At 70.6% G+C, this 24,756-nt stretch carries 27 protein-coding genes and 3 pseudogenes; 17 read left to right on the top strand and 13 right to left on the bottom strand.

Annotation, left to right across the window (positions count from 1 at the left end; translation table 11 throughout):
* Positions 1-24: 24 nt before the first annotated feature.
* The 6 genes and pseudogenes from HAV39_RS30730 to HAV39_RS42945 form a co-directional block, all read right to left on the bottom strand.
* The gene (locus tag HAV39_RS30730; RefSeq protein ID WP_191842672.1) at positions 25-2,277 is read right to left on the bottom strand and encodes a heavy metal translocating P-type ATPase; all 2,253 of its coding nucleotides are present in this window, start codon (positions 2,275-2,277) and stop codon (positions 25-27) included.
* Positions 2,277-3,251, bottom strand: a complete 975-nt coding sequence (locus HAV39_RS30735; protein ID WP_191842673.1) for a hypothetical protein — start codon at positions 3,249-3,251, stop codon at positions 2,277-2,279. The genes HAV39_RS30730 and HAV39_RS30735 overlap by 1 nt, the downstream gene beginning before the upstream one ends.
* Positions 3,248-3,460, bottom strand: coding sequence for a heavy-metal-associated domain-containing protein (locus HAV39_RS30740; protein ID WP_191842674.1), 213 nt, complete (start codon positions 3,458-3,460; stop codon positions 3,248-3,250). Before HAV39_RS30740 ends, HAV39_RS30735 begins: the two co-directional genes overlap by 4 nt.
* A 194-nt stretch (positions 3,461-3,654) precedes the next feature.
* Positions 3,655-3,864 (bottom strand): four-helix bundle copper-binding protein, encoded by a 210-nt coding sequence (locus HAV39_RS43780; RefSeq protein WP_483398705.1) that lies wholly within the window; start codon positions 3,862-3,864, stop codon positions 3,655-3,657.
* Positions 3,795-4,061, bottom strand: a pseudogene (locus tag HAV39_RS43785) (four-helix bundle copper-binding protein); the annotation flags it as partial. The gene HAV39_RS43780 and the pseudogene HAV39_RS43785, both read right to left, overlap by 70 nt.
* A gap of 77 nt (positions 4,062-4,138) precedes the next feature.
* The gene (locus HAV39_RS42945) at positions 4,139-4,522 is read right to left on the bottom strand and encodes a hypothetical protein (protein WP_191842675.1); all 384 of its coding nucleotides are present in this window, start codon (positions 4,520-4,522) and stop codon (positions 4,139-4,141) included.
* Positions 4,523-4,664: 142 nt separating this feature from the next.
* Between HAV39_RS42945 and HAV39_RS30750 the strand changes: the two genes are divergently transcribed.
* Complete coding sequence (locus HAV39_RS30750; protein ID WP_191842676.1) at positions 4,665-5,276, top strand: DUF305 domain-containing protein; 612 nt, start codon at positions 4,665-4,667, stop codon at positions 5,274-5,276.
* A gap of 59 nt (positions 5,277-5,335) precedes the next feature.
* Here HAV39_RS30750 and HAV39_RS30755 read toward each other — a convergent pair whose 3' ends face one another.
* Complete coding sequence (locus tag HAV39_RS30755; RefSeq protein WP_191842677.1) at positions 5,336-5,662, bottom strand: metal-sensitive transcriptional regulator; 327 nt, start codon at positions 5,660-5,662, stop codon at positions 5,336-5,338.
* Between the two features lie 92 nt (positions 5,663-5,754).
* Here HAV39_RS30755 and HAV39_RS30760 point away from each other — a divergent pair, with 92 nt between their 5' ends.
* The 5 genes from HAV39_RS30760 to HAV39_RS30780 all read left to right on the top strand — a co-directional run bounded on the left by HAV39_RS30760 (position 5,755) and on the right by HAV39_RS30780 (position 12,999).
* Complete coding sequence (locus HAV39_RS30760) at positions 5,755-6,009, top strand: cation transporter (protein ID WP_191842678.1); 255 nt, start codon at positions 5,755-5,757, stop codon at positions 6,007-6,009.
* A gap of 46 nt (positions 6,010-6,055) precedes the next feature.
* Complete coding sequence (locus tag HAV39_RS30765) at positions 6,056-7,510, top strand: MFS transporter (RefSeq protein WP_191842679.1); 1,455 nt, start codon at positions 6,056-6,058, stop codon at positions 7,508-7,510.
* Positions 7,511-7,673: 163 nt separating this feature from the next.
* Positions 7,674-10,184, top strand: coding sequence for a copper-translocating P-type ATPase (locus tag HAV39_RS30770; RefSeq protein ID WP_191842680.1), 2,511 nt, complete (start codon positions 7,674-7,676; stop codon positions 10,182-10,184).
* A 256-nt stretch (positions 10,185-10,440) separates the two neighbouring features.
* Positions 10,441-11,319 carry a transposase family protein gene (locus tag HAV39_RS30775; protein WP_203736610.1) on the top strand — a complete coding sequence of 293 codons (879 nt, stop codon included), beginning with the start codon at positions 10,441-10,443 and terminating at the stop codon, positions 11,317-11,319.
* 303 nt (positions 11,320-11,622) lie between these two features.
* Positions 11,623-12,999 carry a C40 family peptidase gene (locus HAV39_RS30780; RefSeq protein WP_191842681.1) on the top strand — a complete coding sequence of 459 codons (1,377 nt, stop codon included), beginning with the start codon at positions 11,623-11,625 and terminating at the stop codon, positions 12,997-12,999.
* A 216-nt stretch (positions 13,000-13,215) separates the two neighbouring features.
* Here the strand turns inward: HAV39_RS30780 and HAV39_RS30785 are convergent, their stop codons facing one another.
* On the bottom strand, positions 13,216-14,049 hold the full coding sequence (locus HAV39_RS30785) for a C40 family peptidase (protein WP_191842682.1): 834 nt from the start codon (positions 14,047-14,049) through the stop codon (positions 13,216-13,218).
* Positions 14,050-14,058: 9 nt separating this feature from the next.
* On the opposite strand from HAV39_RS30785, the gene HAV39_RS30790 reads away from it, so the two are divergent.
* From HAV39_RS30790 to HAV39_RS30800, 3 genes are read left to right on the top strand one after another with little or no spacing between them, the layout of a single operon-like run.
* Positions 14,059-14,448 (top strand): MerR family DNA-binding protein, encoded by a 390-nt coding sequence (locus HAV39_RS30790; RefSeq protein WP_239120893.1) that lies wholly within the window; start codon positions 14,059-14,061, stop codon positions 14,446-14,448.
* Positions 14,445-14,711 (top strand): hypothetical protein, encoded by a 267-nt coding sequence (locus tag HAV39_RS30795; RefSeq protein WP_191842684.1) that lies wholly within the window; start codon positions 14,445-14,447, stop codon positions 14,709-14,711. Before HAV39_RS30790 ends, HAV39_RS30795 begins: the two co-directional genes overlap by 4 nt.
* Before the next feature lie 20 nt (positions 14,712-14,731).
* On the top strand, positions 14,732-15,067 hold the full coding sequence (locus HAV39_RS30800; RefSeq protein ID WP_191842685.1) for a YnfA family protein: 336 nt from the start codon (positions 14,732-14,734) through the stop codon (positions 15,065-15,067).
* A 279-nt stretch (positions 15,068-15,346) separates the two neighbouring features.
* On the opposite strand, the pseudogene HAV39_RS43540 reads toward HAV39_RS30800, so the two are convergent.
* Positions 15,347-15,424 (bottom strand): annotated as a pseudogene (locus tag HAV39_RS43540) (ATP-binding cassette domain-containing protein); the annotation flags it as partial.
* A gap of 132 nt (positions 15,425-15,556) precedes the next feature.
* On the opposite strand from HAV39_RS43540, the gene HAV39_RS30810 reads away from it, so the two are divergent.
* The 3 genes from HAV39_RS30810 to HAV39_RS30820 are packed head-to-tail and all read left to right on the top strand — an operon-like array spanning position 15,557 to position 17,661.
* Positions 15,557-16,171 carry a TetR/AcrR family transcriptional regulator gene (locus HAV39_RS30810; protein WP_191842686.1) on the top strand — a complete coding sequence of 205 codons (615 nt, stop codon included), beginning with the start codon at positions 15,557-15,559 and terminating at the stop codon, positions 16,169-16,171.
* 27 nt (positions 16,172-16,198) lie between these two features.
* Entirely contained in the window at positions 16,199-16,834 is a 636-nt protein-coding gene (locus HAV39_RS30815) for a class I SAM-dependent methyltransferase (protein WP_191842687.1), read from the top strand.
* 29 nt (positions 16,835-16,863) lie between these two features.
* Complete coding sequence (locus tag HAV39_RS30820; RefSeq protein WP_191842688.1) at positions 16,864-17,661, top strand: phosphotransferase family protein; 798 nt, start codon at positions 16,864-16,866, stop codon at positions 17,659-17,661.
* A gap of 106 nt (positions 17,662-17,767) precedes the next feature.
* On the opposite strand, the gene HAV39_RS30825 is transcribed toward HAV39_RS30820, so the two are convergent.
* A complete protein-coding gene (locus HAV39_RS30825; protein ID WP_191842689.1) occupies positions 17,768-18,070 on the bottom strand; it encodes a sulfurtransferase TusA family protein in 303 nt (100 codons plus the stop codon).
* A complete protein-coding gene (locus tag HAV39_RS30830) occupies positions 18,060-18,716 on the bottom strand; it encodes an ArsR/SmtB family transcription factor (protein ID WP_191842690.1) in 657 nt (218 codons plus the stop codon). The genes HAV39_RS30825 and HAV39_RS30830 overlap by 11 nt, the downstream gene beginning before the upstream one ends.
* Positions 18,717-18,790: 74 nt before the next feature.
* Between HAV39_RS30830 and HAV39_RS30835 the strand changes: the two genes are divergently transcribed.
* The 5 genes and pseudogenes from HAV39_RS30835 to HAV39_RS43400 all read left to right on the top strand — a co-directional run bounded on the left by HAV39_RS30835 (position 18,791) and on the right by HAV39_RS43400 (position 22,910).
* A complete protein-coding gene (locus HAV39_RS30835) occupies positions 18,791-20,149 on the top strand; it encodes an MBL fold metallo-hydrolase (protein ID WP_203736609.1) in 1,359 nt (452 codons plus the stop codon).
* Entirely contained in the window at positions 20,146-21,438 is a 1,293-nt protein-coding gene (locus HAV39_RS30840) for an MFS transporter (RefSeq protein WP_191842692.1), read from the top strand. Before HAV39_RS30835 ends, HAV39_RS30840 begins: the two co-directional genes overlap by 4 nt.
* Before the next feature lie 92 nt (positions 21,439-21,530).
* Positions 21,531-21,839, top strand: a pseudogene (locus HAV39_RS43690) (aminotransferase class V-fold PLP-dependent enzyme); the annotation flags it as partial.
* Between the two features lie 110 nt (positions 21,840-21,949).
* Positions 21,950-22,606 (top strand): GGDEF domain-containing protein, encoded by a 657-nt coding sequence (locus HAV39_RS43395; protein ID WP_239120892.1) that lies wholly within the window; start codon positions 21,950-21,952, stop codon positions 22,604-22,606.
* Entirely contained in the window at positions 22,536-22,910 is a 375-nt protein-coding gene (locus tag HAV39_RS43400; RefSeq protein ID WP_239120896.1) for a GGDEF domain-containing protein, read from the top strand. The genes HAV39_RS43395 and HAV39_RS43400 overlap by 71 nt, the downstream gene beginning before the upstream one ends.
* A gap of 573 nt (positions 22,911-23,483) precedes the next feature.
* Here HAV39_RS43400 and HAV39_RS30860 read toward each other — a convergent pair.
* Together HAV39_RS30860 and HAV39_RS30865 are read right to left on the bottom strand one after the other, a co-directional pair.
* A complete protein-coding gene (locus HAV39_RS30860; RefSeq protein WP_239120891.1) occupies positions 23,484-24,275 on the bottom strand; it encodes an FAD:protein FMN transferase in 792 nt (263 codons plus the stop codon).
* Positions 24,272-24,739, bottom strand: coding sequence for an FMN-binding protein (locus tag HAV39_RS30865; RefSeq protein WP_191842696.1), 468 nt, complete (start codon positions 24,737-24,739; stop codon positions 24,272-24,274). The genes HAV39_RS30860 and HAV39_RS30865 overlap by 4 nt, the downstream gene beginning before the upstream one ends.
* Positions 24,740-24,756: the final 17 nt, after the last annotated feature.

The raw sequence follows: 24,756 nt of genomic DNA on the forward strand, positions 1-24,756 counted from the left end.
ACGGCGCCACCGGCGCTGGCGCGGTCAGGGACGTGCGGTGACGGTCTTGAATCCGCGCAGCCGCAGACTGTTCGATACGACGAACACCGACGACAGCGCCATCGCCGCCCCGGCGATCATCGGGTTGAGCAGCCCCAGGGCGGCCAGCGGCAGTGCGGCGACGTTGTAGGCGAACGCCCAGAACAGGTTCGTCTTGATCGTGGCAAGGGTGCGCCGCGACAGCCGGATCGCGTCGACTGCGGCCATCAGGTCGCCGCGGACCAGGGTGAGGTCGGCGGCCTCGATCGCGGCGTCGGTGCCGGTGCCCATGGCCAGGCCGAGGTCGGCCTGTGCGAGGGCGGCGGCGTCGTTGACGCCGTCGCCGACCATCGCCACGACCTTGCCCTGCTGCTGCAGCCGCTTGACGACGTCGACCTTGTCTTGGGGCAGCACCTCGGCGATCACCTGGTCGATGCCGACCTCCGCGCCGATCGCCTTCGCGACCGTGGTGTTGTCGCCGGTCAACAGCACCGGCGTCAGCCCCAGGGCGCGCAGCCCTGCCACCGCGGCTGCGCTGGTGGGCTTGACGACGTCGGCGACGGCGAACACCGCCCGCGCGGCGCCGTCCCAGCCGGCCAGCACCGCAGTGCGCCCCGCGGTCTCGGCGGCCTGACGTGCCCGGTCGAGCTCGGCCGGGATCTGCAGGCCGTGCTCGGCCAGCAGCGCCGCCCGCCCGACGACTACAGCGACGTCGTCGACGGTGCCGGTGACGCCCAAGCCCTGCGTGTTAGCGAACCCGCTCACCTGCGGCAGCGGCCCGGCCTGCGCGGCCGCGGCGGCGATCGCCTGGGCGATCGGGTGCTCCGAGGCTGCCTCGGCGGCGCCCGCCAGGCGCAGCGCCTGCTCGCGGCTGGTGCCTTCGGCGGTGAAGACGTCGACCAGGGTCATGCGGCCGGTGGTGACGGTGCCGGTCTTGTCGAGGACCACGGTGTCGACCCGACGCGTGGACTCGAGGACCTCGGGGCCTTTGATGAGGATGCCCAGCTGGGCGCCGCGGCCGGTGCCGACCAGCAGCGCGGTCGGCGTGGCCAGGCCCAGGGCGCACGGGCACGCGATGATCAGTACGGCGACGGCGGCGGTGAACGCGGCCGCGACGCCGTCGCCGGTGCCGAGCCAGTACCCCAGTGTGGCCACCGCGAGAGCGATGACGATCGGGACGAACACGGCCGAGATCCGGTCCGCGAGCCGCTGGACGGCGGCCTTACCGGTCTGGGCCTGCTCGACCAGCCGGGCCATCTGCGCCAGCTGCGTGTCCGCGCCGACGCGGGTGGCCTGCACGACCAGGCGGCCGCCGACGTTGACGGTCGCGCCGACCACGGCATCGCCGGGGCCGACCTCTACCGGCACGGACTCTCCGGTGAGCATCGAGGCGTCCACCGCGGAGGCACCGTCGGTGACGGTGCCGTCCGTGGCGATCTTATCGCCGGGCCGGACCACGAACACATCCCCGACGGCCAGCTGAGCGACCGGAATGCGCTGCTCGCGGCCATCGCGCAGCACCGTGACGTCTTTGGCGCCCAGCTCCAGCAGTGCCCGCAGGGCCGCGCCGGCCCGGCGCTTGGACCGAGCCTCGAAGTAGCGCCCGGCGAGGATGAACACGGTCACCGCAGCGGCGACCTCGAGATAGATGTTGCCCGCCCCGTCCGTCCGGCTGATCGACAAGCTGAACGGGTGCGTCATACCGGCGATGCCGGCCGTGCCGAAGAACAGCGCCCACAGCGACCACCCGAACGCGGCCAGGGTGCCGACCGAGATCAGGGTGTCCATGGTGGCCGCGCCGTGGCGCAGGTTCGTCCAGGCCGCCCGGTGAAACGGCGCCCCGCCGTAGACCACGACCGGCGCGGCCAGGGTCAGCGACAGCCATTGCCAGTTCGTGAACTGCCACGCAGGCACCATGGCCAGGACCACCACCGGCACCGCGAGCACGACAGACGTCCACAGTCGCCGGCGCAGTCCGGCGAGTTCGTCGACCGGTTCGGCGTCGGCGTCCGGCTCGGCGACGGGCAGCGCGGCGGTGTAGCCGGTGGCCTCGACCGTGGCGATGAGCTGGTCGGTGGTGACGGTGTCGTCGAAAGTCACCGACGCCTTCTCGGTCGCGTAGTTGACGGTCGCGGTGACCCCGTCGAGGCGGTTGAGTTTCTTCTCGATCCGCGCGGCGCACGAGGCGCAGGTCATGCCGCCGATGGCGAGCTCGATCTGCTGGGTGGCGTAGGCGAGCGGCTTGCTGTCGGTGCTCATCAGTGCCCTCCTTCGTGTGCGTGCGTGGCGCTTGGCGTTGGCGCGGGAGCGCTCGGCGCTGGTGTGGGCGCGGACGCTGCGGAGGCGGGCCCCGCGACCGCGGTGAACGCCGCGGTGCGCACGACGCCGTTGTGCTGGAAGTCCAGGAACAGCCGGTAGGCCCCGGCCGAGGGGACCTCGGCGTAGAAGACGATCTGCGGCCCGGCCGGGGTGCGTCCGTCGCCGGGGGAGCCGTCGGGGTGAACATGCAGGTAGGCCAGGTCGCCGTCGCGCAGCGCGACGAGGTGGCCATAGGCGGCCAGGTAGGGCTGCAGGTCGGTAACCGGTACGCCGTCCTTGGCGACGGACAGGGTCAGCTTCGACGAGGTGCCCGGGACCAGGTCGTCGTCGAGGGTGACGGTGTAGCCGTCGACGGCGGCGGTGCGTGCCGGGACCGGCAGTGGCAGTGGCTGGTAGTTGCCCGCTGCGGGCAGGTCGGCGCCCAGGGTCAGCGGCTTGTCGCGGCCGGCGGGCTGGAAGTCGGCGAACAGCCGGTATTGGCCTGCGGCCGGGACCTGCAGCGGTATCGACCACACGCCGTCGGCGCCAAGCGCCGGGTGCACGTGCTGGAAGCCGGACAGGTCGCGGCGCACGACGATCAGGTGCAGGTCCTTGTCGTGGGTCGGGGTGTAGTCCGTGACGGCGGCCCCGTCCGGGCCCACGATCTTGAAACGTAGCGGCTGGGCTGCCTGCGTGGTCAGGGTCGCGGTGAGCGGATGAAGCCGGTAGCCGTCCTGCGCGACCTGCAGACCGCCGGGTACCTGCGCGCCCGGCGCGGATGCGGTCGGTTCGGCGTGTGCGCCATGACCAGACGGCTCATGCGGTCGGGTGTCGGCTGCGGGCGCGGGGCCGGCCAGGTTGCCGGCCCCGAACGCCACTGCGAACACCGCGGCCAGGCTCAGGCCGAACAGCCCGAGCTTGAGCGGAGTGTTCATGACTGTGCTCCCGTCAGCTCGTAGCCCGCCTCGTCGACCGCGGCCGCGACAGCTGCGTTCGCCAGCGCCCCGGTGCTGGTCACCGTCACGGTGCCGGATGCGAGGTCGACCTGTACCCCGGTCACACCGTCGATCTTGCCGATCTCGGTGCTGACCGAGTTGACGCAGTGGCCGCAGGTCATGCCCTTGACGGTGTAGACGGTCTCCATCACGAAACTCCTTCGACCGTGATACCCCCTCGGGGTATCAGATATGGTGACCGTAGCATACCCCCCAGGGGTTTGTTAAGGGTGTGGGGATGGTCCCGGTCACAGCGCGCGCTAACCCAGACAGCAGGTCTGCAACCGGGCACGCATACTCCCGACCGAACTCCGACCAGCGGGCAGGCGTGCCTGCGACCGGGTCAGCCCAGCGCCGCCAGCAGCTGCCGGCAGGCCTGCTCGCGTGCGCGGCAGGCGTGCGCGCAGACCAGGCACTGGCCGTGCGCGCCAGCGTGCCGCTCCCACTCGGCGGCACACCTTGCACACGCAGCGCGCAAACTTCCAGCCGTGCTCGCGTCAGGTGGGGGTCGACACCCATCCGCCGCGACAGCATCCGTTTTGTGGCCTCGCACACATCGGCGCAGTGGAAGTTCAGGCCGATACAGTCGACTAGATCGACCGCCAACTGCTCGGACAGGCACGCATCCGCGCACGCGGTACACGCCCCGGCGCAGCGTACGCACTCCTTCACGAACCTGGTCAGTGCCGTGCCTAGCACCACCTCGGGTGGGATGGATCCAGCACCGGCGCCAGTGGCGAACGTGGCCACCTCCCGACGATCGCTCCACCAGATTACCCCCGGTGGGTATCATCGAAACGGCCGTGCGACCCTGCCCGCACACTTGTTCAGCCCCAGGCGGGCAGCCCGATGCCTACGGTGGAGGTGTGGTGACAGGCGTGCGCCAGGCGGTGCCCCGAGCCCTGCTGATCGCAGTGGTACTCGGGCTCGCTTTCATGCACACCTTCGGCCACGGCGCCCACCACCAGAACCACCACGCCGCAAAGCTCCACCCGCCGGCCGCCGCCGCGGCAGTCGACGGCCACACCGCGGCGATGCCCACTGCCGACCACCGCACCTGCGACGGCTGCGGCGACCACGACCCGTGGCAGGCGTTCAGTATCTGCCTCGCCGTGCTGTCGGCACTGGTCGCGCTCGTACTGGCGGTCATATGGCTGCGCAGACAGGCCCGGCATCGCCTCGACCGACCGCGGCCCCGCCGCGGCGGACACGGCCTGTCTCGAGGCCCACCGCCGGTACCGCTGCGCGTACGTCTGGCGCAACTGTCGGTGTCACGGACATAGGACCAGACCGGCGGCCCCCTGCGGGCCGCAGGTTCGCCATGTCCGAAAGACCCCGATGAAAGGCTTCACCATGTCCGTAAAGACCCACCTCGGCCGCCTCGGCCTGGCCGCGCTCGCCACCGCCGTACTCGCCCTGGCCGGCTGCTCCTCTTCCGGGCAGCACGGCACCAGCGGGCACACCGGCGCCCCGGCGCCGTCGGTGTCTGCCGGCTCGACCCACAACGACGCCGACATCACGTTCGCCCAGGGCATGATCCCGCACCACCAGCAGGCAGTACGGATGGCCGAACTGGCCGCGACCCGGGCCGTCGACCCGCAGGTGGCCCAGCTCGCCACGCAGATCAAGACCGCCCAGGGTCCGGAGATCGAGCTCATGACCGGCTGGCTGACCGCGTGGGGCCAGCCCACTGCCATGCCCGGCCACGACATGGGCAACATGGCCGCCATGCCCGGCATGATGACCGACGAGCAGATGGCCGCCCTGGAGGCCATGTCGGGTGCGGCGTTCGACCGCGAGTTCGTCGCCATGATGATCGCCCACCACCAGGGCGCGGTCACCATGGCCAAGACCGAGCAGGCCGAGGGCTCCGACCCGGCGGCCAAGGAGCTCGCGGCGAAGATCGAGAAGGATCAGACGGCCGAGATCGCCATGCTGCAGCAGATCAAGGACCGGCTCAAGTAGCAGCACGCGGCGGGCGCCGGTCAGCACCCGGCGCCCGCCTCGACGACGCGGTGGCGCGTTCAGCCGCGCTTCATCAGCCGCCCGACCGCGGCCATCATCTCGGTGGCCATCTGATCCGAACGGCCCTGCTCGGCGCCCTCGTGCATGCAGTGGCGGGCGTGCCCGTCCAGCAGACCCAATCCGACCTTGTCCAGCGCGGCCTGGATCGCCGAGATCTGGGTCAGGACGTCGATGCAGTAGCGGTCGTCCTCGACCATCTTCTCGATGCCGCGCACCTGTCCCTCGATGCGGCGGATACGGGTGAGTAGCTGGTCCTTTGTCGCGGTGTAGCCGCGGGTCGGGGCGGCGGTGGTCGCCTGGGTCGGGGTGTGCGGCTGCGTCGTCATGACACCACTATAGCGAAACCCCCCGGGGGTATGCTACGTTCGCCGAAGACCGATACCCCCACCGGGTATGGGTATCTGAGAGGAGTTTCGTCATGGGTTGCTGCAGCAGCGACAACGCCTGCAATACCGCGGGCACCACGACCCAGGCCGCCGGCAATGTCTTCACGGTCGAGGGCATGACCTGCGGCTCGTGCGCCGCCCGCGTCACCGCCGCCGCCCGCGCCGTGCCCGGCGTCACCGACGCCACGGTCGATCTGGCCACCGCCACGCTCACCGTCGCCGGCACCGCGACCCAGGCCGACATCACCGCGGCCGTCGCCGCCGCCGGCTACACCGCACACCCCTAGAACACGCCGGCCCCACACGGCCGGCACCCTGAAGGGACCCGAAGTCATGTCAACGCAACCGCGGCGCTGGTGGGCCCTGGCGCTTATCGCCGCCGCGCAGTTCATGGTCATCATGGACACGTCGATAATCGGCGTCGCCCTGCCCCACATTCAGGACCAGCTCGGCTTCACCCAGCAGAACCTGTCCTGGGTGTTCAACGCCTACGTCATCGCCTTCGGCGGCCTGCTGCTGCTCGGCGGGCGCCTGTCCGACCTGTTCGGCGCCCGGCGCATGTTCATCACGGGCTGGCTGATCCTGCTCGCCGGCTCCGCAGCCGCCGGCGCCGCCGGAGACGTAACCACCGAACTGACCGCCCGCGGGGTGCAGGGCGCTGGCGCCGCGCTGATCGCACCGTCGTCGCTGACACTGCTAATGATGCTGTTCGGTGCCAACCCGCGCGAGCTGACGCGTGCCCTGGCTCTGTACGGCGCGGCCGCCCCGGCAGGCGGCACCGCCGGGGTGTTCCTAGGCGGCCTGATCACCCAGTACCTGTCCTGGCCGTGGATCTTCTACCTCAACATCCCGGTCGCCGTCGCCGCCGTCATCGCCGCCCCGGCGCTGATGCCGGCAGGTACCCGGGCTCGCGGCAGCGTCGACTGGGCCGGCGCGCTGACCGTGACGGCGGGCCTGGCCGCACTGGTGTACGGCATCGTTGCCGCGCCCGAACGCGGCTGGACCTCGCCCTACACCTGGGCCGTGCTTGGCGCCGCGACCGCTCTTCTGGCCACCTTCGTGATCATCCAGGGGGTGCGGCGGGTGCCGCTGCTGCGCCTGTCGCTGCTAAGGGCACCGAATCTCACTGCGGCCAACCTCGCCCAGGCGCTGCTGGGCGCGGCCTGGATCCCGATGTGGTTCTTCCTCAACCTCTACCTGCAGCAGGTCCTCGGCTACAGCGCCCTGCCCGCAGGTGCGGCGCTGCTGCCGATGACCCTGCTCATCATGGCCGCCATGATCACCCTCGCGCCGCGGGTCATCGCCCGGTTCGGCCCGAAGGCCGCCACCGTCACCGGGCTGGCGATCCTGGCCGCAGGCATCGGCTGGCTGGCCCTAGTCCGCGCCGATGGCAGCTTCACCGCCGACGTCCTTCCAGCCTCGCTGGTCGCCGCGACCGGCATCGCCCTGGCGTTCATCCCGTCGCTGGGCACGGCGATCTCCGCCGCACCCCCGGCCGACGGCGGCCTGGCCTCCGGCCTGGTCAACACCAGCTACCAGGTGGGCTCGGCACTCGGCCTGGCCGCGATGACCGCCCTGGCCGCCTCCCATGGCGCCACCGCACTCGGCGACCCCGAGGCACTGACCGGCGGATTCTCCGCCGCGTTCAGCGGCGCCGCCGTCATCGCGGCCGCGGCCGCCGTGCTGGCCGCCATCACCCTGCGCACACCATCGCCCACCTCCAAGCAGGCCACAACAGAACAGAAGACCGCTGAGCAGGAAGCCGACGCGGTCCACGCACGAGCCTGACCGCTCGCCGGCGGCGGGCAGCCGGCGACACCGCGCTGCCCGCCACGGGGTTGACAAACGCAACCAGCGAGCCTGCCAAATATTGATCAAATCCCGCGCCCGACTTACCCCCACGGGGTATCTTCGGAAGTGGATCTAGCAAAGACGGGACTGGGGAACCGCGATGAGACACGAACACGCCGGCCAAGACCACCAAACCCACGACAGCGCACAGGGTGCCCATGTCGCCGAGATCGCATTGGACTTCTGCTTCTGCGCCACCGAACTGGCCGCCGTCGAACGGTTCCTCACTGCACAGCCCGGCATCACGACCGCGGTGGCCGACCGCACCCGCTCTGTCCTGCACATCGGCTACGACCCGGCCCGAACCGACGCCGTCTCCATCCAGGTGATGCTGCGCGGACGCGGCTACGACTGCGAATGCACCGACTGCCCGGCCTCGTGCTGCCAGCCTGGGCACCCGGCCGCCGGCCATCCCGACGAGCCGCACGCCCACGCCCACCACCCCAGCCACACCTCGGCCGCCGGCCGGCCGGCCGACGACCCGGCCAGCGGCCACGCCCACCACTCGGCAACGGCGACGATGCAGCACCCGCCTGCCGCTGACCAGGCCCACCCGGCCGGCCACGACGAGCACGCAGGCCATGACGAGCACGCCGGACACGGCGCGGACATGGTCGCCTCGATGCTGCGCCGCTTCGTCATCAGCGCGGTCCTCACTGTCCCGATCGTGTTGTTCTCCCCGATCGGGGAGGTGTTCGGTTTCCCGTCGCAGCCGCCGTTCGGACTGTCCATGGGCTGGTTCGGGCTGATCCTGGCCACCCCCGTCGTGTGGTGGGGCGGCTGGCCGTTCATCTCCTCGGCGGCCCGCTCGCTGCGTCACGGCGAGGTCACCATGATGACCTTGATCGCCGTCGGGATCCTGGTGGCCTACCTGTACTCCGTCGCCTCGACCCTGCTCGGCGGGCACGAGGTGTTCTTCGAAGCCGCCGCGATGCTGACCACGCTGAGCCTGCTCGGGCACTGGCTGGAGATGCGTTCACGCTTCGCGACCGGCCGCGCCGTGGAGGCGCTACTGCAACTGGCACCGCCTACGGCGATCGTGCGCCGCGACGGCCAGGACACCGAGATCCCCCTGGACCAGGTGGTCACCGGTGATGTGATCGTGGTGAAGCCGGGCGCGAAGATTCCCGTTGACGGCACCGTCGCCGACGGGGAGTCCTACGTCGACGAGTCGATGATCACCGGGGAGCCGGTGCCGGTCGTCAAGCGGCCCGGTGACCCGGTGGTCGGCGGCACCATCAACACCACCGGCGCGTTCACGTTCACCGCCACCGCGGTAGGCGCCGACACCGCACTGGCCCGCATCGTGCAGATGGTCCGCAACGCCCAAGCATCCAAGGCCCCCGCGCAGCGGCTGGCCGACACCGCCGGCAAGCACCTCGTCTACGTCGCCCTCGCCGCGGGCGCGCTGACCTTCGCGGCGTGGATGCTGTGGGGCGCACACGGCGTCGGGTTCGCGCTGACCGCCGCGGTGTCGGCGATCGTCATCGCCTGCCCCGACGCCCTCGCGTTGGCCACCCCGACCGCGATCACCGTCGGCGTCGGGCAGGGCGCGCGCGGCGGGGTGCTGTTCAAGAACGCCACCGCCCTAGAAATGACCGCCGGTATCGACACGGTCGTGTTCGACAAGACCGGCACCCTGACCGCCGGCAAACCCACCGTCACCGACCTCGTACCCGCCGAGGGCGTCACCGAGGAAGAACTGCTGCGCCTGGCTGCCGGTGCCGACCAGCCGTCCCAGCACCCCCTCGCCGCGGCGATCGTCGACGCCGCCCGCCAGCGCGGCATCACCGTCAACCCGCCCGAGGCTTTCGACTCGGTCCCCGGCCACGGCGTCCAGGCCACCGTCGAGGGCCGCAAGGTCCTCATCGGCAACGCCCGGCTCATGCAGCGCGACAACGTCGACATCAGCGGGCTGGCCGATGCCGCGCTGGGGTTGGCCGCCGACGGCAAGACCGCCATGTACGTGGCGGCCGACGGCCGTGCGCTGGGCGTCGTCGCGGTCGCCGACCCGATCCGCGACTCCGCCAAGGCCGCGATCGCAGCGCTGCACGCCGCAGGGGTACGCACGGTGATGCTGACCGGTGACCAGCGCTCCACCGCCGAGGCGGTGGCCCGGCAGTTGGGCATCGACACCGTCATCGCCGAAGTACTGCCCGCAGACAAAGCCGGCCACATCACCAAGCTGCAGCAGGCCGGCGCGAAGGTCGCGATGGTCGGCGACGGCGTCAACGACGCCCCCGCCCTGGCGCAGGCCGACATCGGCATAGCGATCGGCGCCGGCACCGACGTGGCCGTGGAGACCGCTGACGTCGTGCTGATCCGTGACAACCCCGCCGACGTCGCCTACGCCCTGAGCATCGCCCGCGCCGTCCGCAAGAAGATCAAGCAGAACCTGTTCTGGGCCGCGATCTACAACCTGCTCGCCATTCCGGTCGCCGCCGGAGTTTTCTACACGAGTCTGGGGATCCTGCTGCAGCCGCAGTGGGCGGCCCTGTTGATGAGCGCCTCCACGATCATCGTCACCTTCAACGCGCTGCTGCTGCGCCGGCACACCCCGCCGGCCCCGCAACCCGCGCGTACACCTGCCACCGCGGCGGCTGCCGCCTGAAGCAGGCCGGAAGGCCGGGGCGCAGCGCGGCGTGTGCGACCGCGATACAGGCGGGTTGACGGCGGCGATCGCCGTCAGCCCGCCTGCGCCCTGCAGGGCGCTGATGCAGCGCCCTGCCAGATCCGCTGATGGTGACGTCGCTGCGGGCCTGAGCTAACGATCTTGTGCTCAATAGCTGACGGTGGCGGCTCCTGATCCGGTCGCAGATCCTCTTTGGATGTCGCGTCGCTAGGCCCGCCGAGTTTTCAGCCATCCGGTGTTCACGGGTATCTCCCGGCATCATCTGCGTCTGGTTCTGGCCGAGGTAGGCCCAGCGTGGGTCGCCGGCCGGGAGGGCCGGCTGTACGCCCGGCGCGGTGGCCACCGTCAGCGTGCGGCAGGCGCGGGCCGGCGGTTCGCGCTGACGCTGGCTGACCGGGCGGTGATCACCCTCGCGCACCTGCGCACCGGCTTGTCGCATGACGCCCTCGCCGTGGCGTTCGGCGTGGACCGGTCCACCGTGACCCGGGCGATCGGGCAGGTCCGGCCGCTACTGGCCGGGCGGGGATTCGCGACCCCGTCCGGAGTGCGACTGCGGACCCTGGCCGACGTGTTCGCCTACGCCGCGGCCGAGGGCGTGACGCTACGGATGGACGCGACCGAGATCAGGGTCCGCCGACCGCGGGCGGGCCGGGGCGGACGCAAGGCGTTCGTGTCAGGCAAGGCCCGCCAAAACACGATCAAAAGCACGGTGATCAGCGACGAGACCGGCGCGACCCTGTGGTGCGGCACTCACCGCCCCGGCCGGGTCCACGACCACACCGCGGTCCGCGTCGAAGGCATCGACGCGCTGCTGGAGGCGTACCCACAGGTGAGGATCCTTGTGGACTCCGGATACCAGGGCCTGGCCAAGAAGCATCCCGGCCAGGTCGAGGCACCGCCGTTGAAGCTACGTCCAGGAGCCTGGGAACCCTACGTGATCGCCTACGAGCACAAGCGCAAGCAGCAGTCCAGCCGTCGGATCGCCGTCGAGCACGCCATCGCCGAACTGAAGTGGTGGCGGGTCCTGCAGCGCTTCACCGGACGACGCGAACTCCTCCCGCAGACCGTCAACGCCGTCGCAGCCCTGGTCTCTGACCGCACCATCACCTGGTGAAACGGCCGGAGTGGCTCATCGCGCGACTTCAACTATTGCGCACAAGATCGTAAGCAAATGCGTTCTCGCCACCAAACGCGGCGGCACGGCGCGCGGCGGCAGCGGCTGATGCCGTGCACAGGCCATGAGGACTTGACCACCGACGACGCCAACAACTGGACGCCTGCGATGCCGTCGCGGCATCAACCGGAGGTGCCCTCACAGCTGTTGTACAGCTTGTTAGCACCAGCGCGAAAAGGTCGACACAGATCCCCACTTCCGGTAGGAACATCGTGGGACCAACCAGGGGAGGGCGGGCCACTGATGTCCAAGCACCGAAGTGGACAGACTCGACGGCAGAGCCAGGTCGCGCTGGGCAGCGCTGTTCTGAGCGCGCTCATCGCAGGCGGCGTCGCCGTGCCTGCCGGCGCCGAGGCGCCCGTCGGTTCGAACATCACGTCGATCCCGGACGCGGGCGCTCGCCCGCAGCCCGACGGTCTGCCGGCCCTGCCGTTCGGCTCGCTGAGCCAGCCCCGCACCCAGCCGACGACCGCCCAGGCCGTGCTGATGGCCCAGTACACCGCCGCCGAGCTGGAACTGTCCGTGCTCGGCGCGCGCCGCAGCGAGCTTTACCAGACGTACACCAACGCCCTCGTGGCCAAGGCCATGGCCGACTACGCCTGGCGGGCCACCGCCGACACCCTGCGCGAGGCCAAGAACGCAGCCGAGGCCGCAGCGGTCGCCGCCTACCAGGCCGCGGTCAAGGCCCCGCCGCGGCTGGGCGACTCGCTCAACGAACTGGAACAGCTCATCCCGCGGACTGAGGCGACGCCGGAGACCGAGGCCGTGCTCAACGACCTCGCGCGCGCCCAACAGGAAGAGCGCCAGGCCTACACGGTGCTCACCGCCGCCATCACCGCCGAGCAGCAGTCCTCCTCGGCGGTGATGGCGGTGGAGACAGAGTTCAAGCGCAAGGAGGTCGCCTTCCTGGAGCTGAAGCGGCGCCTCGCCGAGCTCCAGTCCGAAGCCGACCGCCTGCGCGAGCTCGAGCAGCAGAACCTCGGGGGATACGACGCCGGGAAGAGCAACGCCGGACTGGTCGCGCACACAAAGGCGCGCCAGGCTGTCATGTTCGCGCTCAGCCAGCGCGGCAAGCCCTACCGCTGGGGCGACGAGGGCCCTAGCACCTATGACTGCTCCGGCTTGATGCTGGCGTCGTACCTTTCGTCCGGCGTCAGGCTCAACCGAGTCGCCAAGGACCAGTACTACGGGACCCGGCACAAGACGGTCAGCAAGAGCGCACTGCTGCCGGGTGACCTGCTCTTCTACGCCACCGATCCGGCCGATTGGCGCACCATCCACCATGTCGCCATGTACATGGGCGACGGCCGTGTGGTACAGGCACGCACTACCGGCGATGTCGTAAGGATCTCGACTGTCAACCTGAGCTCTGTCGACTTCGCCACCCGGGTGGTGGACGCGCTGCCGGCCCCCAACCAGCCCGCCCCGACACAGACCAGCGGCCCGGGGCCGACGCAGACCACATCGCCGCGGCCGTCGGCTAGTTCCTCGCCCTCGGCGAGCAGCTCGCCGACCGCTGCGGCCAGCCCGTCGCCGTCCCCGTCGCCGAGGCCTGCCGAGTCGCCATCTGCGGCGAGCCCAGGCCCATCGAGCACGCCCCTGGTGCCCGACCCGGCGTAAATACCCGTTGCACCAGCGTGTTCCAACCTGATGCGTACCAGGCACCGGGACGGGTTCGTCGACACAAACCGACATTCTTGATCACTGGGTGGGAGTGCGGTCAAGGACCAGGCGACGATTGCGGTGATCAAGCCCGGCAACCGGTCGGTTGCCCAGACCGGTGGCCAGGATCGCCGCTGCTTGAACCAGACCGATGACCGCACGCAGCGGTTACCGTCAGCTCGGGCGTACGTATCCGGCCAGCGGCATGACGTCGATGTACTGCATGCGCACGACGTCGCCGGTGTGCGGTGCATGAACCATGACCCGCCTGCCGTTGACCTTCCCGACGTACATGCCCATGTGGTGCAGGCCGTCGTTGGGGTAGAAGAAGACCAGGTCGCCGACGATGGGGGTGCTCACCCGCTTGCCCTCGGTCCACTGGGCCTTGGTGTAGTGGGTCAGCTCCACGCCGGCTTTCGCCCACGCCCACTGGGTCAGGCCTGAGCAGTCGAAGGTATTCGGGCCGTTGGACCCGAACACGTACGTCTTGCTGATCTGCATGCACGCGGCAAGCGCCGCGGTGTTGCCCTTGCTGGACGTGTTGTCCTGCGTGCCGAGTGCGGGCACCGGGCACAGGTTGCCGATCTTCAGCGAGCCGCCGGGGCCGCCGCTGCCGTAGGCCTTGAGTCGCAGGGCGGCAAGCCGCTCCATGTCGGCCTCGATGGTCTTCTTCTTGGCCGCCATGTCGGCGTCCTTCTTCGCCTGGTCGGCGATGATCTGGTCGAGAGCGGCCTTCTGCTCGTCGAACTCGGCCTTCACCTCGGTCGTCTTGGCGATCTCCTGCTGCTTGGCGTGGGCCAGTTGGGTCAGAATCGACAACTGCTGGGCGAACTTTGCGGGTGACCCCGTGGACAGCAGCGAGTTGATCTCCTGGGTGCGGCCGCCGTTGTAGTACTCGGAGGCGATGACGCCGACCCGGGCCCGGGTGACCTCGACCGTCAGCCGCAGCGCCGACGCCCTGCGCGGGCACCGGTGAACACAGGTCTTCGCAGCGGGGAACTGGCCCACGCAGCCGGGGTGAACCTGCAGACGCTGCGCTACTACGAACGCCGCGGCCTGCTCGCCGAACCGGCCCGCACACCAGGCGGGCACCGGCTGTACCCGGCCGAGGCCCTGACCCTGCTACGGGTGATCAAGACCGCGCAGCGGCTCGGGTTCACCCTCGACGAGGTCGCCGAACTCGTCGACCTGGGCACCCACCGCCACGGCCGCCGACCCGACACCAGCCTGCAACGCCGCGCCGCGAACAAACTCGTCGAGATCGAGACGAAGATCGCCGACCTGCAGACCATCGCCGCCAGCCTGCGCACCGCCCTCGACGCCGGCTGCGACGACCTGACCACCTGCGCCACCACCGACTGCTGCCCCATCCCCCTCGCCGCCCTCCACCACGGAGACACCAAATGACCAACAGACTGCGCCGGATACTTCCCAGCGGACTCGGCGGACTCATGGGCCTTGCCTGCGCCCTATGCTGCGCCATCCCACTGCTGCTGGCCGCGGGCATCCTCGGCGGCGCCGGCTGGGCAGCACTCGGGCAGATCATGCCCGGCATCGCGGTCGCGCTCGCTGCGGCCACCGCACTGGCATGGTGGTGGTCGACCCGGCGGCGCACCGCCCACGCCAGCGGCTGCGCCGGCGGCACCTGCTCCTGCTCGCAGCCTTCCTGAGCACGGTTAGGCTCTGGCGCATGCTCGTCGCCCGCTCTGTCCTGCTGTTCGCCCTTGCCGCGCTATTGGAGATCGGCGGGGCGTGGCTGGTCTGGCAGGGCTGGCGCGAGCACCGCGGCCTGTGGTGGATCGCCGCCGGATTCATCGCGCTGGGCGCGTACGGGTTCGTGGCCACGTTCCAGCCGGACGTGCACTTCGGTCGGATCCTGGCCGCCTACGGCGGGGTGTTCGTCGCCGGCTCCCTGGCATGGGGAATGGTCGTGGACAAGTTCCGGCCCGACCGTTACGACATCATCGGCGCCGCGATCTGCCTGATCGGCGTCGCCGTCATCATGTACGCCCCGCGCACGCACTGAACGCGGGCTATCAGGCGCGGTGTCTCGGCGCGGCGAGCTCGGCGTCCAGGCCGGCGGTGAGGCCTGCGCAGGAACGAGTTCGTCTGCCGCAGCGCTGACGTTCGCCTGCGGCCAGCGTGCCCACGCGAGCTGGCCCGCTGGCCCAGCGCGAACTGAGCAAGTTGCTGCCCGGCCAGGCCGAGCGCTCACGAACCGCCCGCCGGTCTCGTGCCGCTTCGAACCCGGCGACGCAGACGGTGCCGGAATCGGGACGCAGAGGGTGGCCGGGATGTGGATCAAGGTTGTCTTGCCGGCGCCGTTGGGTCCGAGGAGCCCGTAGACGACGCCGCGCGGCATGGCCAGGCTCAGCCCGTCCAAGGGCCCCGCCGCGGAACTGCTTCACCACCCCGTCCACGGTGGTGATCAAGCCTTCCATCGCGACTATTGTTTACTTGAAAATAAACATAGGCATAAGTACACTCCGGAGTCAACAAAGGTGAGAGGGCGGTCATGGCGGGGGACAAGTCCGAGCCCGTGCGGCGGCTGCCGCGGGCGCAGCGCCGCGAGCAGATCCTCGCGGCGGCGACGGAGGCGTTCGCCCGCAACGGGTTCACCGCCACCGGCCTGGACGACATCGCCGCCGAGGCCGGCGTGACCCGGGTGATCCTCTACCGGCATTTCGACTCCAAGACCGACCTGTACCAGGCGGTTCTGGACCGGTTCTGTGCCGTGCTGAGCGACCATGTGGCCGAGCCGGTGGGCGGGTTCACCGACGCCAGCATCGACGGGCTGCTCAAGGCTGCGATCGCCGAACCGGCCGGATTCCGGCTGCTGTTCGTGCACGCAGCCCGGGAATCGGAGTTCAAGGCCCTCGCGGAGCAGTTCCGGGCCGACATCACCGAGGCCGCACACCTGCAGATCTCGAAGGTCGTCGTCGATGCGGCGTGGGCGCGGTGGGCGGCACAGCTGGCCCCGACCGCGGCGATCGAGGCGATCATCGCCTGGCTCGACGCCGGGCAGCCCGACCCGGATCTGGCCGCTGACCGGGTCCGCCACGTCATCGCCGGAGTCATCACCGCCGCCGCGGCCAACACCGGCTTCGACTGCCTGCCACCCACCGCCTGACATCACCTTCATCGGCTGGAGGACATCGTGAGCACAGCACCGGACCAGACCGCCAAAGTCCTACGCGTCTGGGAGAAGACCGCACCCAGCTACGACAAGCAGATCGCGTTCTTCGAGAAGATCCAGTTCGGTGGGGGCCGGGAATGGCTCGGCTCCCGCGCCCACGGCCGGGTCCTGGAAGTCGCGATCGGCACCGGCCTCAACCTGGCGCACTACCCGGCAGACGTGACCGTGACGGGGATCGAGCTGAGCCCGGCGATGCTGGCCATCGCCAGGCAGCGTGCCGCCGACCTCCGCCGCGACGTCGACCTGCACACCGGCGACGCCGAAGCCCTGCCGTTCGACGACAACGCGTTCGACACCGTCGTCTGCGCGCTGTCGCTGTGCACGATCCCCGACCCGGCCGCGGCGATCGGTGAGATGAACCGCGTCCTCGTCCCGGGCGGGCGCCTGCTGCTGCTCGACCACATCGCCAGCACCTGGCCGCCGATCCACGCCGCACAGTGGCTCCTGGAACGGCTCACCATCCGCGCCGCAGGCGAGCACTTCACCCGCCGCCAGCTACCCCTCGTGCGGGCGGCCGGGTTCGACATCGTCGAAGTCGAGCGACTCAAGGCCGGCACGGTCGAACGCGTCTTCGCACGTAAGCCGGTCTCCGCGTGACGCACCTGGCCGATGCCGCAGGCGCCGGCATGATCGGGGCCAAGCTGGGAGAAGGACGCGAGGCAGAGGTGTACGCGTGGGGTGACCGCGCGGTCGTCAAGCTCTACCGTCCCGGCTACCTCGGGCACCTTGCAGAGTCGACGGCACTGGCCAACCTCGACGGTCACGGCGTCGCCCCGCGGCTGATCGAGGTCGTGAACTGGGATGGGCGGCCAGGCTTGGTGCTGGAGCGCCTCGCCGGGTCGGACATGCTGGCGCTGCTGCAACGCCGGCCGTGGCGCGTGCTCGCCCTGGCCCGCGCGCTGGCCGCCGCGCACCTCGCCGTCCACGGCGTCCGCGCGCCAGCAGATCTGCCCGACCTGCGCCAGGTCCTCGCCGCCCGCGTCGAAGACGCCGACCTGCCGCCGCAGCTGCGGGACTTCGCGATGCGGATCCTCGACGGGCTACCTTCCGGCGACCGCCTGTGCCACGGCGACTACCACCCCGGCAACGTACTGGTCGCTGCCGACCGGATCAGCGTCATCGACTGGGCGAACGCGACACGCGGCGTACCCGAAGCCGACCATGCGCGAACGCTGTTGCTGCTGCGGTGGGCCGACCCACTGCCCGGCACACCCCTGATATCTCGTGGGCTGATGGCGGCGGGGCGTGCGGTGTTCGCCCGCGGGTACGCGCGCACGTACGGCGGCGGTTCAGGCAGGCCGCTGCAGCTGGTGGACTCGTGGCTGGTGGTCCACACCGCGGCACGCGTGTCGGAGGGCATCGAGGTTGAGCAGCCCCTGCTCATCGGTTTGCTAGAAGGTGCTCGGCGCAACGCCACGCGGTAAACCCGGCACCAGGGGACCTGCCAGGTACCGTCCCGGCGTGATCGCCTTACCCCGAACGAGAACGTGCCACCTCAGCCGCAACGAGGGGCGTGGGCAAGGTGGCACGTTACGGCTGGACAGCCCACGGCCGTCTGCGGTCCACTACCGCCGCGCCCGCGGCGAGCTCGATGCGATACGCCTGCCCCAGATCCGACTGCACGGGCCCGAGGTAGCGGTGGCCGGTGAGGTGGCACCAGGCCGGTAGATCCAGCGGTGCGGCTGGATCGTCTGTCGCCACGGTCACCGCCGACTCGGGCGGCAAGTCGACGATGCGGGCGCGTGTCAGCAGCAGCACCTGGACGCACGCCAGCCCGCGAGCGTCCAGCACCAGTCGCCCGGTCTCGATCGCGCGGCCCGTTTCAGACGGCAACGGGTTGTCCGGCCAGCCGCCACTCGATGACGCCGTCTTCGAGGCGGGCCGCCCGGCGGCCGTGTTGTACGAGCAGTCGTACGGCGTCGTGGGCGAACACGCAGTACGGCCCGCGGCAGTAGGCGACCACCTCGATGTCGGCCGGCAGTTCGCTCATGCGGGCGGGCAGCTCGTCGACGGGGATGTTGACCGCCCCGGGCAGATGCCCGACGGCGTACTCGCCAGCCGGTCGAACGTCCAGGACCGTGACCTGCCCGGCGGCGACCCGGCGCAGCAGCTCGTCGCGGCCGATCGACTCCATCTGCTGGCCGCCGAGGTAGGCGTCGCGGGCGGCGGTCACGTCGGGCAGGTGTGCGGCGGCGACCTCGCGTGCCCGCACGAACAGGTCGGCGACGTCGTCACCGGCGAGCCGGTAGAAGATCTTCGTGCCTTCGCGGCGGGTGGCGACCAGACCGGCCTGCTTGAGGGTCTGCAGGTGCGCCGACGCGGTGGTCAGGTTCAATCCCGCGGCGGTGGCCAGGGCGTCGACCGGCCGCTCGGACTGCGCGAGCAGATCCAGCAGCTCCAGGCGCTTGCCCGACGCCAGGGCCTTGCCCACTCGGGCGAGCTGCTCGAACAGCGCCGCCTTGCGAACTGCGTCACCCATACCCACCGTCCTCCAAACTTCCATGGAATAGTATCAGACGTGCGGGTCGCCGGGACCGAGGAGCCGAGATGGGCATGAGCGAAGACCAGCTGACGGCGCTGGTGGACGAAGGTCTGGGCAACAGCTCCTACCTGTTGGACCTCGGCGACGGCCGTGGCTTGGCGGTCGACCCACCTAGGGACCTGCGTGCCCTGCACCGGGCTGCGGCCCGGCGCGGCCTGCGCATCGCGTATGCGGCCGACACGCACCTGCATGCCGACTTCCTGTCCGGCGCGGTGCAGCTGGCCGCCGACGACGGTGCGACGATCCTGGCGTCGGCCGCCGGGATGCGCGCCTTCGACCACCGCGGTCTGCACGACGACGACGAGGTCGACGTCGGCGGGCTGACCCTGCGAGCACTGTCCACGCCCGGGCACACCGATGAGCACCTGTCGTTCCTGGTCCACGACGGCAGCGCACCCGTCGGGGTGTTCACCGGCGGGTCGCTGATCGTCGGCGCGGCAGCCCGCACCGACCTTCTCGGCCAGGAGCGAACCCTGGAGCTGGCGCATGCGCAGTACGCCTCGCTGCGCCGGCTTGCCGCGCTGCCGGATGCGACCGCGGTCTGGCCGACCCACGGCGCGGGTTCGTTCTGCTCCGCCCCACCGGGAGCCGCCCGCACCTCCACCATCGTGCTGGAGAAGGCCACGAACCCGCTGCTGGCCGCCCCCGACGCCGACACGTTCGTCCGCCTGCTGACCGCCGGTCTCGGCTCCTACCCGGCCTACTTCGCCCGGCTGTGCGAGGCCAACCGGCAAGGCCCACCCGTCGTGTCCGGCGAACCGGTGCTGGCGAGCCTGACCGTCGACCAGGTACGCCGACTCGTCGCCGACGGTGCAGCGGTTGTCGACGTACGCCCGGTGGCCGATGTCGCCGCCGGACACATCCCAGGCGCGGTCTCGATCGCGCTGCGGCCGGTGTTCGCGACCTGGCTCGGCTGGGTCATCGACCCGCAGACCCCGATCGTCATCGTCCGCAACCCCGACCAGCCGGCCGCCGACATCCTGTGGCCCGCCCTCAACATCGGCTACACCCGCATCGTCGGCGAACTCGCCGGCGCCATGACCGCCTGGACCGCCGCAGGGCAGGCGACCGCGACCACCGCCCTGACCGCGCCCGCCCAGGTACGCGGCAGCGTCCTGGACATCCGGCAAGACAGCGAGTACGCCGCCGGGCACCTGCCGCACGCACGCCACATCGAACTAGGCCTGCTGACTGCGCAGGCTCGCACGGTAGGCGCGGGACCAGTGACCGTCATGTGCGGACACGGCGAACGCGCCATGACCGCCGCGACCCTGCTGCAACGACAAGGCCACACCGACGTCTCCGTCCTCGACGGTGGCGCCCACGACTGGGCCCAAGCCACCGGCCACCCCCTGGAAGAGGGCGCATGACCACCACCGCCGCACACCCGCCCGCGATCAAACTCGGGCTGCGCGCCAACCTCGCCCAGTTCAGCCTCCTGGTCGCGGTCAACGCACTGGTCGGCGCCATGATCGGCCAGGAACGCACCGTCCTGCCGCTGCTCGCCGACCAGGTGTTCGCGATCGGCGCGTTCACCGCGTCGCTGACCTTCATCGTCGCGTTCGGCGTCACCAAAGCCCTGACCAACCTCGCCGCCGGAACCCTGTCCGACCGCTACGGACGCAAACCCGTGCTGGTCGCAGGATGGCTCATCGGCCTGCCGGTCCCGCTGCTGCTGATCTGGGCGCCGTCCTGGGGCTGGGTCATCGCCGCCAACATCCTGCTCGGCATCAACCAGGGCCTCACCTGGTCCACCACCATCGTCATGAAAATCGACCTCGTCGGCCCGGCCCGCCGCGGCCTGGCGATGGGCCTCAACGAAGCCGCCGGATACCTCGCCCTGGCCGCCACCGCCCTGGCGACCGGCTGGCTCGCCGCCGAACACGGCCTGCGGCCGGTCCCGTTCTACCTCGGCATCGCCTTCGCCGCCCTCGGCCTGGGCCTGTCCACCGTCTTCGTACGCGAAACCCGCGGCCACGCCAGACACGAAGCCGCCAACCACACCCCGCGCAACACCGGCGACCACGATGAGCTGACCGGGCGGCAGATCTTCACCCTCACCAGCTTCAAAGAGAAGGCCCTGTCGGCCGCCAGCCAGGCCGGGCTGGTCAACAACCTCAACGACGGACTCGCCTGGGGCCTCTACCCGATCCTGTTCGCCACCTCAGGCATCGGTGTCGCCCGCATCGGTGTCCTCGTCGCACTGTACCCGGCCGTGTGGGGCCTCGGGCAGACGCTCACCGGCTGGCTGTCGGACCACTGGGGCCGCAAATGGCTCATCGCCGCCGGCATGCTGCTACAGGCCGCCGGTATCGCCGTCGTCGCAGCCGCCACCGGCTTCACCCCGTGGGCCGTCGCCGCCGTCCTCATGGGCGCCGGAACCGCCCTGGTCTACCCGACGCTGCTCGCCGTGATCGGCGATGTCGCCCACCCCGCCTGGCGGGCCCGCGCCGTCGGCGTCTACCGGCTGTGGCGAGACCTCGGCTACGCCGTCGGCGCGATCCTGGCCGGGATCACCGCCGACCTGTTCGGCCTACAGCCCGCGATCTGGATCATCGCGGCCATCACCGCCGCCTCCGGTCTCGTCGTCGCCGTGCGCATGTACGAGACACACCCGCGCGGCCAACGCATGCCACGACCGGCACCGGTGCAAGGGTGATGAGAGTGAACAGCCATCCTGCGCTGATCGGCGAGCCGATCTACCTGGACTACAACGCCACCACACCGGTCGACCCGGCCGTGGTGGCGTCGATGCAGCCCTACCTGGACACCCGGTTCGGAAACCCGGCCAGCGACCACCACTACGCCACCGCACCCGCCGATGCACTGGCCACCGCCCGAGGCCAGGTGGCCGCGCTGATCGGCGCCGACCCGGCCGGGATCGTGTTCACCGGCTCCGGGTCGGAGTCCGACAACCTCGCCATCCGCGGCACCGTCCTGGCCCACCCCGGCCACCGGCGACATGTCATCACCCAGGCCACCGAGCATCCCGCCGTGCTGGCCACCTGCCACGCCCTGCACCGCCTGCACGGCGTCGACGTGACCGTCCTACCGGTCGCCCGTGACGGACTGGTGGATCCGCGTGACCTGCGGGCCGCGATCACCCCGCACACCACCCTAACCAGGGGCGGCTGTTCACCGGGGACGACGGGGGCGAGGTCGCCGCGACCATGCGCGACGGGCATCCGCGCGCCTTCCGCGAGTCCAGTGCCGACTCGCCGCAGGGCATCGAGCTGGTGGTGGTGCCCATGCGGGCCGCGCAAGACAAGATCGTCGGCGCGGTGCTGCTGGAGTACACCCCGCTCTACCGGCAACTGTTCGCGGCGGGTGACAAGACGCGGCAGATCATCGTGACCGCGAGCGTGACCGGTATGGCGGCCGCGCTTGCTCTGGGTTACGTGCTGGCCCGCGGACTGGTCCGGGACCTGCGGCGGCTCACCGTCGCCGCGGACCTGCTGGCATCCGGGGACGCCAGCGCGCGGGCCGTGATCGGCTCGCGTGGCGAGCTGGGGGAGCTGGCCACCGCCTTCAACGACATGGCCGCCCAGATCGCCGCGCAGAAGGCGGCGCTGACCGAACTGGCGGCACGTGACCCATTGACCGGCCTGCTCAACCGGCGCGCCTTCGAGAGCCGGATGGGCGAGGCGCTGGCGCACGCAGGCCGGGCCGGGGCGCCGATGGCGCTGCTGAGGCTGGACTTCGAACCACTTCAAGGCGGTCAACGACCAGCACGGCCATCCGGCCGGCGACCAGGCCCTGCGTACCGTCGCGGACCTGCTGGTGGGGGAGCTGAGGGCGGTGGACGTGGTGGCCCGGCTCGGCGGTGAGGAGTTCGGGGTGCTGCTGCCGGGCAGCGACCAGCTTGACGCGACGGCTGTCGCCGAACGGCTCCGGATGGTGATCGCGCGGTGCCCGGTCGTGCATGCCGGCACCACCCTGCTGGTGACCGCGAGCATCGGCGTCGTCTCCTACCCGCAGCACGCGCAGACCCGCGACCACCTGCTGGAACGCGCCGATCGCGCGCTGTACCAAGCCAAGCGCACCGGCCGGGACCGGGTCTGCGGCCAACCCTGCACGAGTACTACTGACGCGCCAGATCAGGAAGGGCACGTTGGGCTACGGAATCCGTGACTAGCTAGCGCTCGTCTCGCTGCAGGAGATTACGAAGTGGCCTACCTCTCCCTGAGGGTTGGAGCGCGGATCTTCGCCGCTACAACGGTGAGGTTGGCCGCCTCGGTTGGATCGCTTTGGCGCACCTGCGCTCTCTGCCCGTCGAGGGCGGCGGCGTAGGTGGTCTGCGCGTCCCGCAGGCGGCCAGCGCCGTGCGGCGGCTCAGTTCGAACAGGGCGTGCTGATCGAGCGCGAACCCCGTGATCAGGAGAAAGACCACGGTGCCCCGACCGAGAACCCGGAGCACGGACTCCTGCCTGAACCGTGATCGCTCGTCGTCAGTTACTCGACGCGATGGTGTCATCGCACTTCTTGTCGGACTCTGAGATGATCATTTCCGTGCGTGGAGTACCTGTCGAAGGTGCCACGTACACCCCGGATTCCTAGCGGATCGGGCCAAGCCTCGCTGCGATCGGCGACCCTGCCAGCAGCGGCTTTCGCCTACGTGAGGAGTTTCGGGCGCAGTACGCGGTCGGCTTTCGTCGCTCCCGGTTGCGGCGCGAGCGGGGGCGTCGTGCGCCGGCCGGGTACGGCTCACCGGGTATCCGGCTCGAACCGCTGTGCAGCCGGAAGGTCGTGTGACCGGTGGACGTGCCCGGTAGCGGTGACGATGTTGTAGGCGTACCCGGTGTCCTCGGCGAGCCAGCTGATTCCGCGTGATCCCATCGCCAGGGCGGCGGTGGCGTAGGCGTCGGCGGTGGCGAGGTCCGGTCCGAGCACTGTCACCGACACCAGATCCGCGGCGGCGCGGCCGGTGTACGGGTCGATGACGTGGCCGCCGCGTTCGTAGGTGCCCGAGGTCGCGATCGCGGTGTCGGTGACGGACAGGATCTCGCAGAGCTTGTCTGCGTGTTCGGGGTGGCGGATGCCGATGCGCCACGGCCGGCCGGGTGCGGCGTGGCCGCGCACGCAGATGTCGCCGCCGGCGTTGAGGCAGAAGTTGGCTGTGCCGGCGGCGGCGAGCAGGTCTGCGGCGACCTGGACCGACCAGCCCTTGACGTAGCCGGACGGGTCCAGGCGGCCGGTGGCGTAGGCGTCGAAGTATCCGCTGGTGGCCTCGCGTAGCCGTTCGCATGTGGCGAGCACGTGTCGCATGTCCGTGGAGGCGTCCGTGGGGGAGAGGTCGCCGCGTTGCAGGCGGTTGACTTCGCTGGCGGGTTTGTAGGTGCTGAACCGCTCGTCGACCGTGCGCAGCCAGGTGAAGACGTCGTCGGCGAGTTCGCGCAGGTGCGTTTCGGGCCGGTCGTCGGCGAGCTGCAGGCTCACCGCGGTTCCCATTACCTGCTCGACTCTGCGCAGGCCGCGGCGGGGGGCGGCGGCGCTCATGACGGGAATCCGGCGGTGTCGAGGGCGGCCTGCAGGGACTCGACGTATCCGTCGGAGGTGACGGTGGCGCCGCTGACACCGTCGATGTGCGCGCTCTGGGCGTCGATGACCTGCGTGCGCAGGATCGGCAGGGCACGTGAGTTGATCTCGACGTCGCGGTTGTTCGCATCGGGCTGGATCAGGGTCACCACGTCGGCGATCCGGCCGCCGGTGATCTTCACCTGTACCTGGACGGGTCCCCAGCGGGTCTGCACCGCCGGGCCGTTGACGGTGGCGTTCTTCGGTGCGCCGGTGGCCGCCGGTGTCGGCGTCGGGTCTGCCTGCGGGTCGTCGACGACACCAGCGGGTGCGGCGCCGGCCACTGTCGCCGAGCCGGTCGCCGGCCCTGAGGTGCTGGTCCGGTAGCTGAACAGCAGGACGAGTGCGGCGATCGTGGTCATGATCGCCATGGTGATGCGGCGCATGGTCAGATCCTCAGGTC

Source organism: Catellatospora chokoriensis, from assembly GCF_011297315.1.
Lineage (GTDB): Bacteria > Actinomycetota > Actinomycetes > Mycobacteriales > Micromonosporaceae > Catellatospora > Catellatospora citrea.

Bases quoted from the DNA above. Each gene is read 5' to 3' on its own strand.
- HAV39_RS30730 (WP_191842672.1), bottom strand. From the start codon at position 2,277: ATGAGCACCGACAGCAAGCCGCTCGCCTACGCCACCCAGCAGATCGAG.
- HAV39_RS30735 (WP_191842673.1), bottom strand. From the start codon at position 3,251: ATGAACACTCCGCTCAAGCTCGGGCTGTTCGGCCTGAGCCTGGCCGCG.
- HAV39_RS30740 (WP_191842674.1), bottom strand. From the start codon at position 3,460: ATGGAGACCGTCTACACCGTCAAGGGCATGACCTGCGGCCACTGCGTC.
- HAV39_RS30750 (WP_191842676.1), top strand. From the start codon at position 4,665: ATGTCCGTAAAGACCCACCTCGGCCGCCTCGGCCTGGCCGCGCTCGCC.
- HAV39_RS30755 (WP_191842677.1), bottom strand. From the start codon at position 5,662: ATGACGACGCAGCCGCACACCCCGACCCAGGCGACCACCGCCGCCCCG.
- HAV39_RS30760 (WP_191842678.1), top strand. From the start codon at position 5,755: ATGGGTTGCTGCAGCAGCGACAACGCCTGCAATACCGCGGGCACCACG.
- HAV39_RS30765 (WP_191842679.1), top strand. From the start codon at position 6,056: ATGTCAACGCAACCGCGGCGCTGGTGGGCCCTGGCGCTTATCGCCGCC.
- HAV39_RS30770 (WP_191842680.1), top strand. From the start codon at position 7,674: ATGAGACACGAACACGCCGGCCAAGACCACCAAACCCACGACAGCGCA.
- HAV39_RS30780 (WP_191842681.1), top strand. From the start codon at position 11,623: ATGTCCAAGCACCGAAGTGGACAGACTCGACGGCAGAGCCAGGTCGCG.
- HAV39_RS30795 (WP_191842684.1), top strand. From the start codon at position 14,445: ATGACCAACAGACTGCGCCGGATACTTCCCAGCGGACTCGGCGGACTC.
- HAV39_RS30800 (WP_191842685.1), top strand. From the start codon at position 14,732: ATGCTCGTCGCCCGCTCTGTCCTGCTGTTCGCCCTTGCCGCGCTATTG.
- HAV39_RS30810 (WP_191842686.1), top strand. From the start codon at position 15,557: ATGGCGGGGGACAAGTCCGAGCCCGTGCGGCGGCTGCCGCGGGCGCAG.
- HAV39_RS30820 (WP_191842688.1), top strand. From the start codon at position 16,864: ATGATCGGGGCCAAGCTGGGAGAAGGACGCGAGGCAGAGGTGTACGCG.
- HAV39_RS30830 (WP_191842690.1), bottom strand. From the start codon at position 18,716: ATGGGTGACGCAGTTCGCAAGGCGGCGCTGTTCGAGCAGCTCGCCCGA.
- HAV39_RS30835 (WP_203736609.1), top strand. From the start codon at position 18,791: ATGAGCGAAGACCAGCTGACGGCGCTGGTGGACGAAGGTCTGGGCAAC.
- HAV39_RS30840 (WP_191842692.1), top strand. From the start codon at position 20,146: ATGACCACCACCGCCGCACACCCGCCCGCGATCAAACTCGGGCTGCGC.
- HAV39_RS43395 (WP_239120892.1), top strand. From the start codon at position 21,950: ATGCGCGACGGGCATCCGCGCGCCTTCCGCGAGTCCAGTGCCGACTCG.
- HAV39_RS30860 (WP_239120891.1), bottom strand. From the start codon at position 24,275: ATGAGCGCCGCCGCCCCCCGCCGCGGCCTGCGCAGAGTCGAGCAGGTA.
- HAV39_RS30865 (WP_191842696.1), bottom strand. From the start codon at position 24,739: ATGCGCCGCATCACCATGGCGATCATGACCACGATCGCCGCACTCGTC.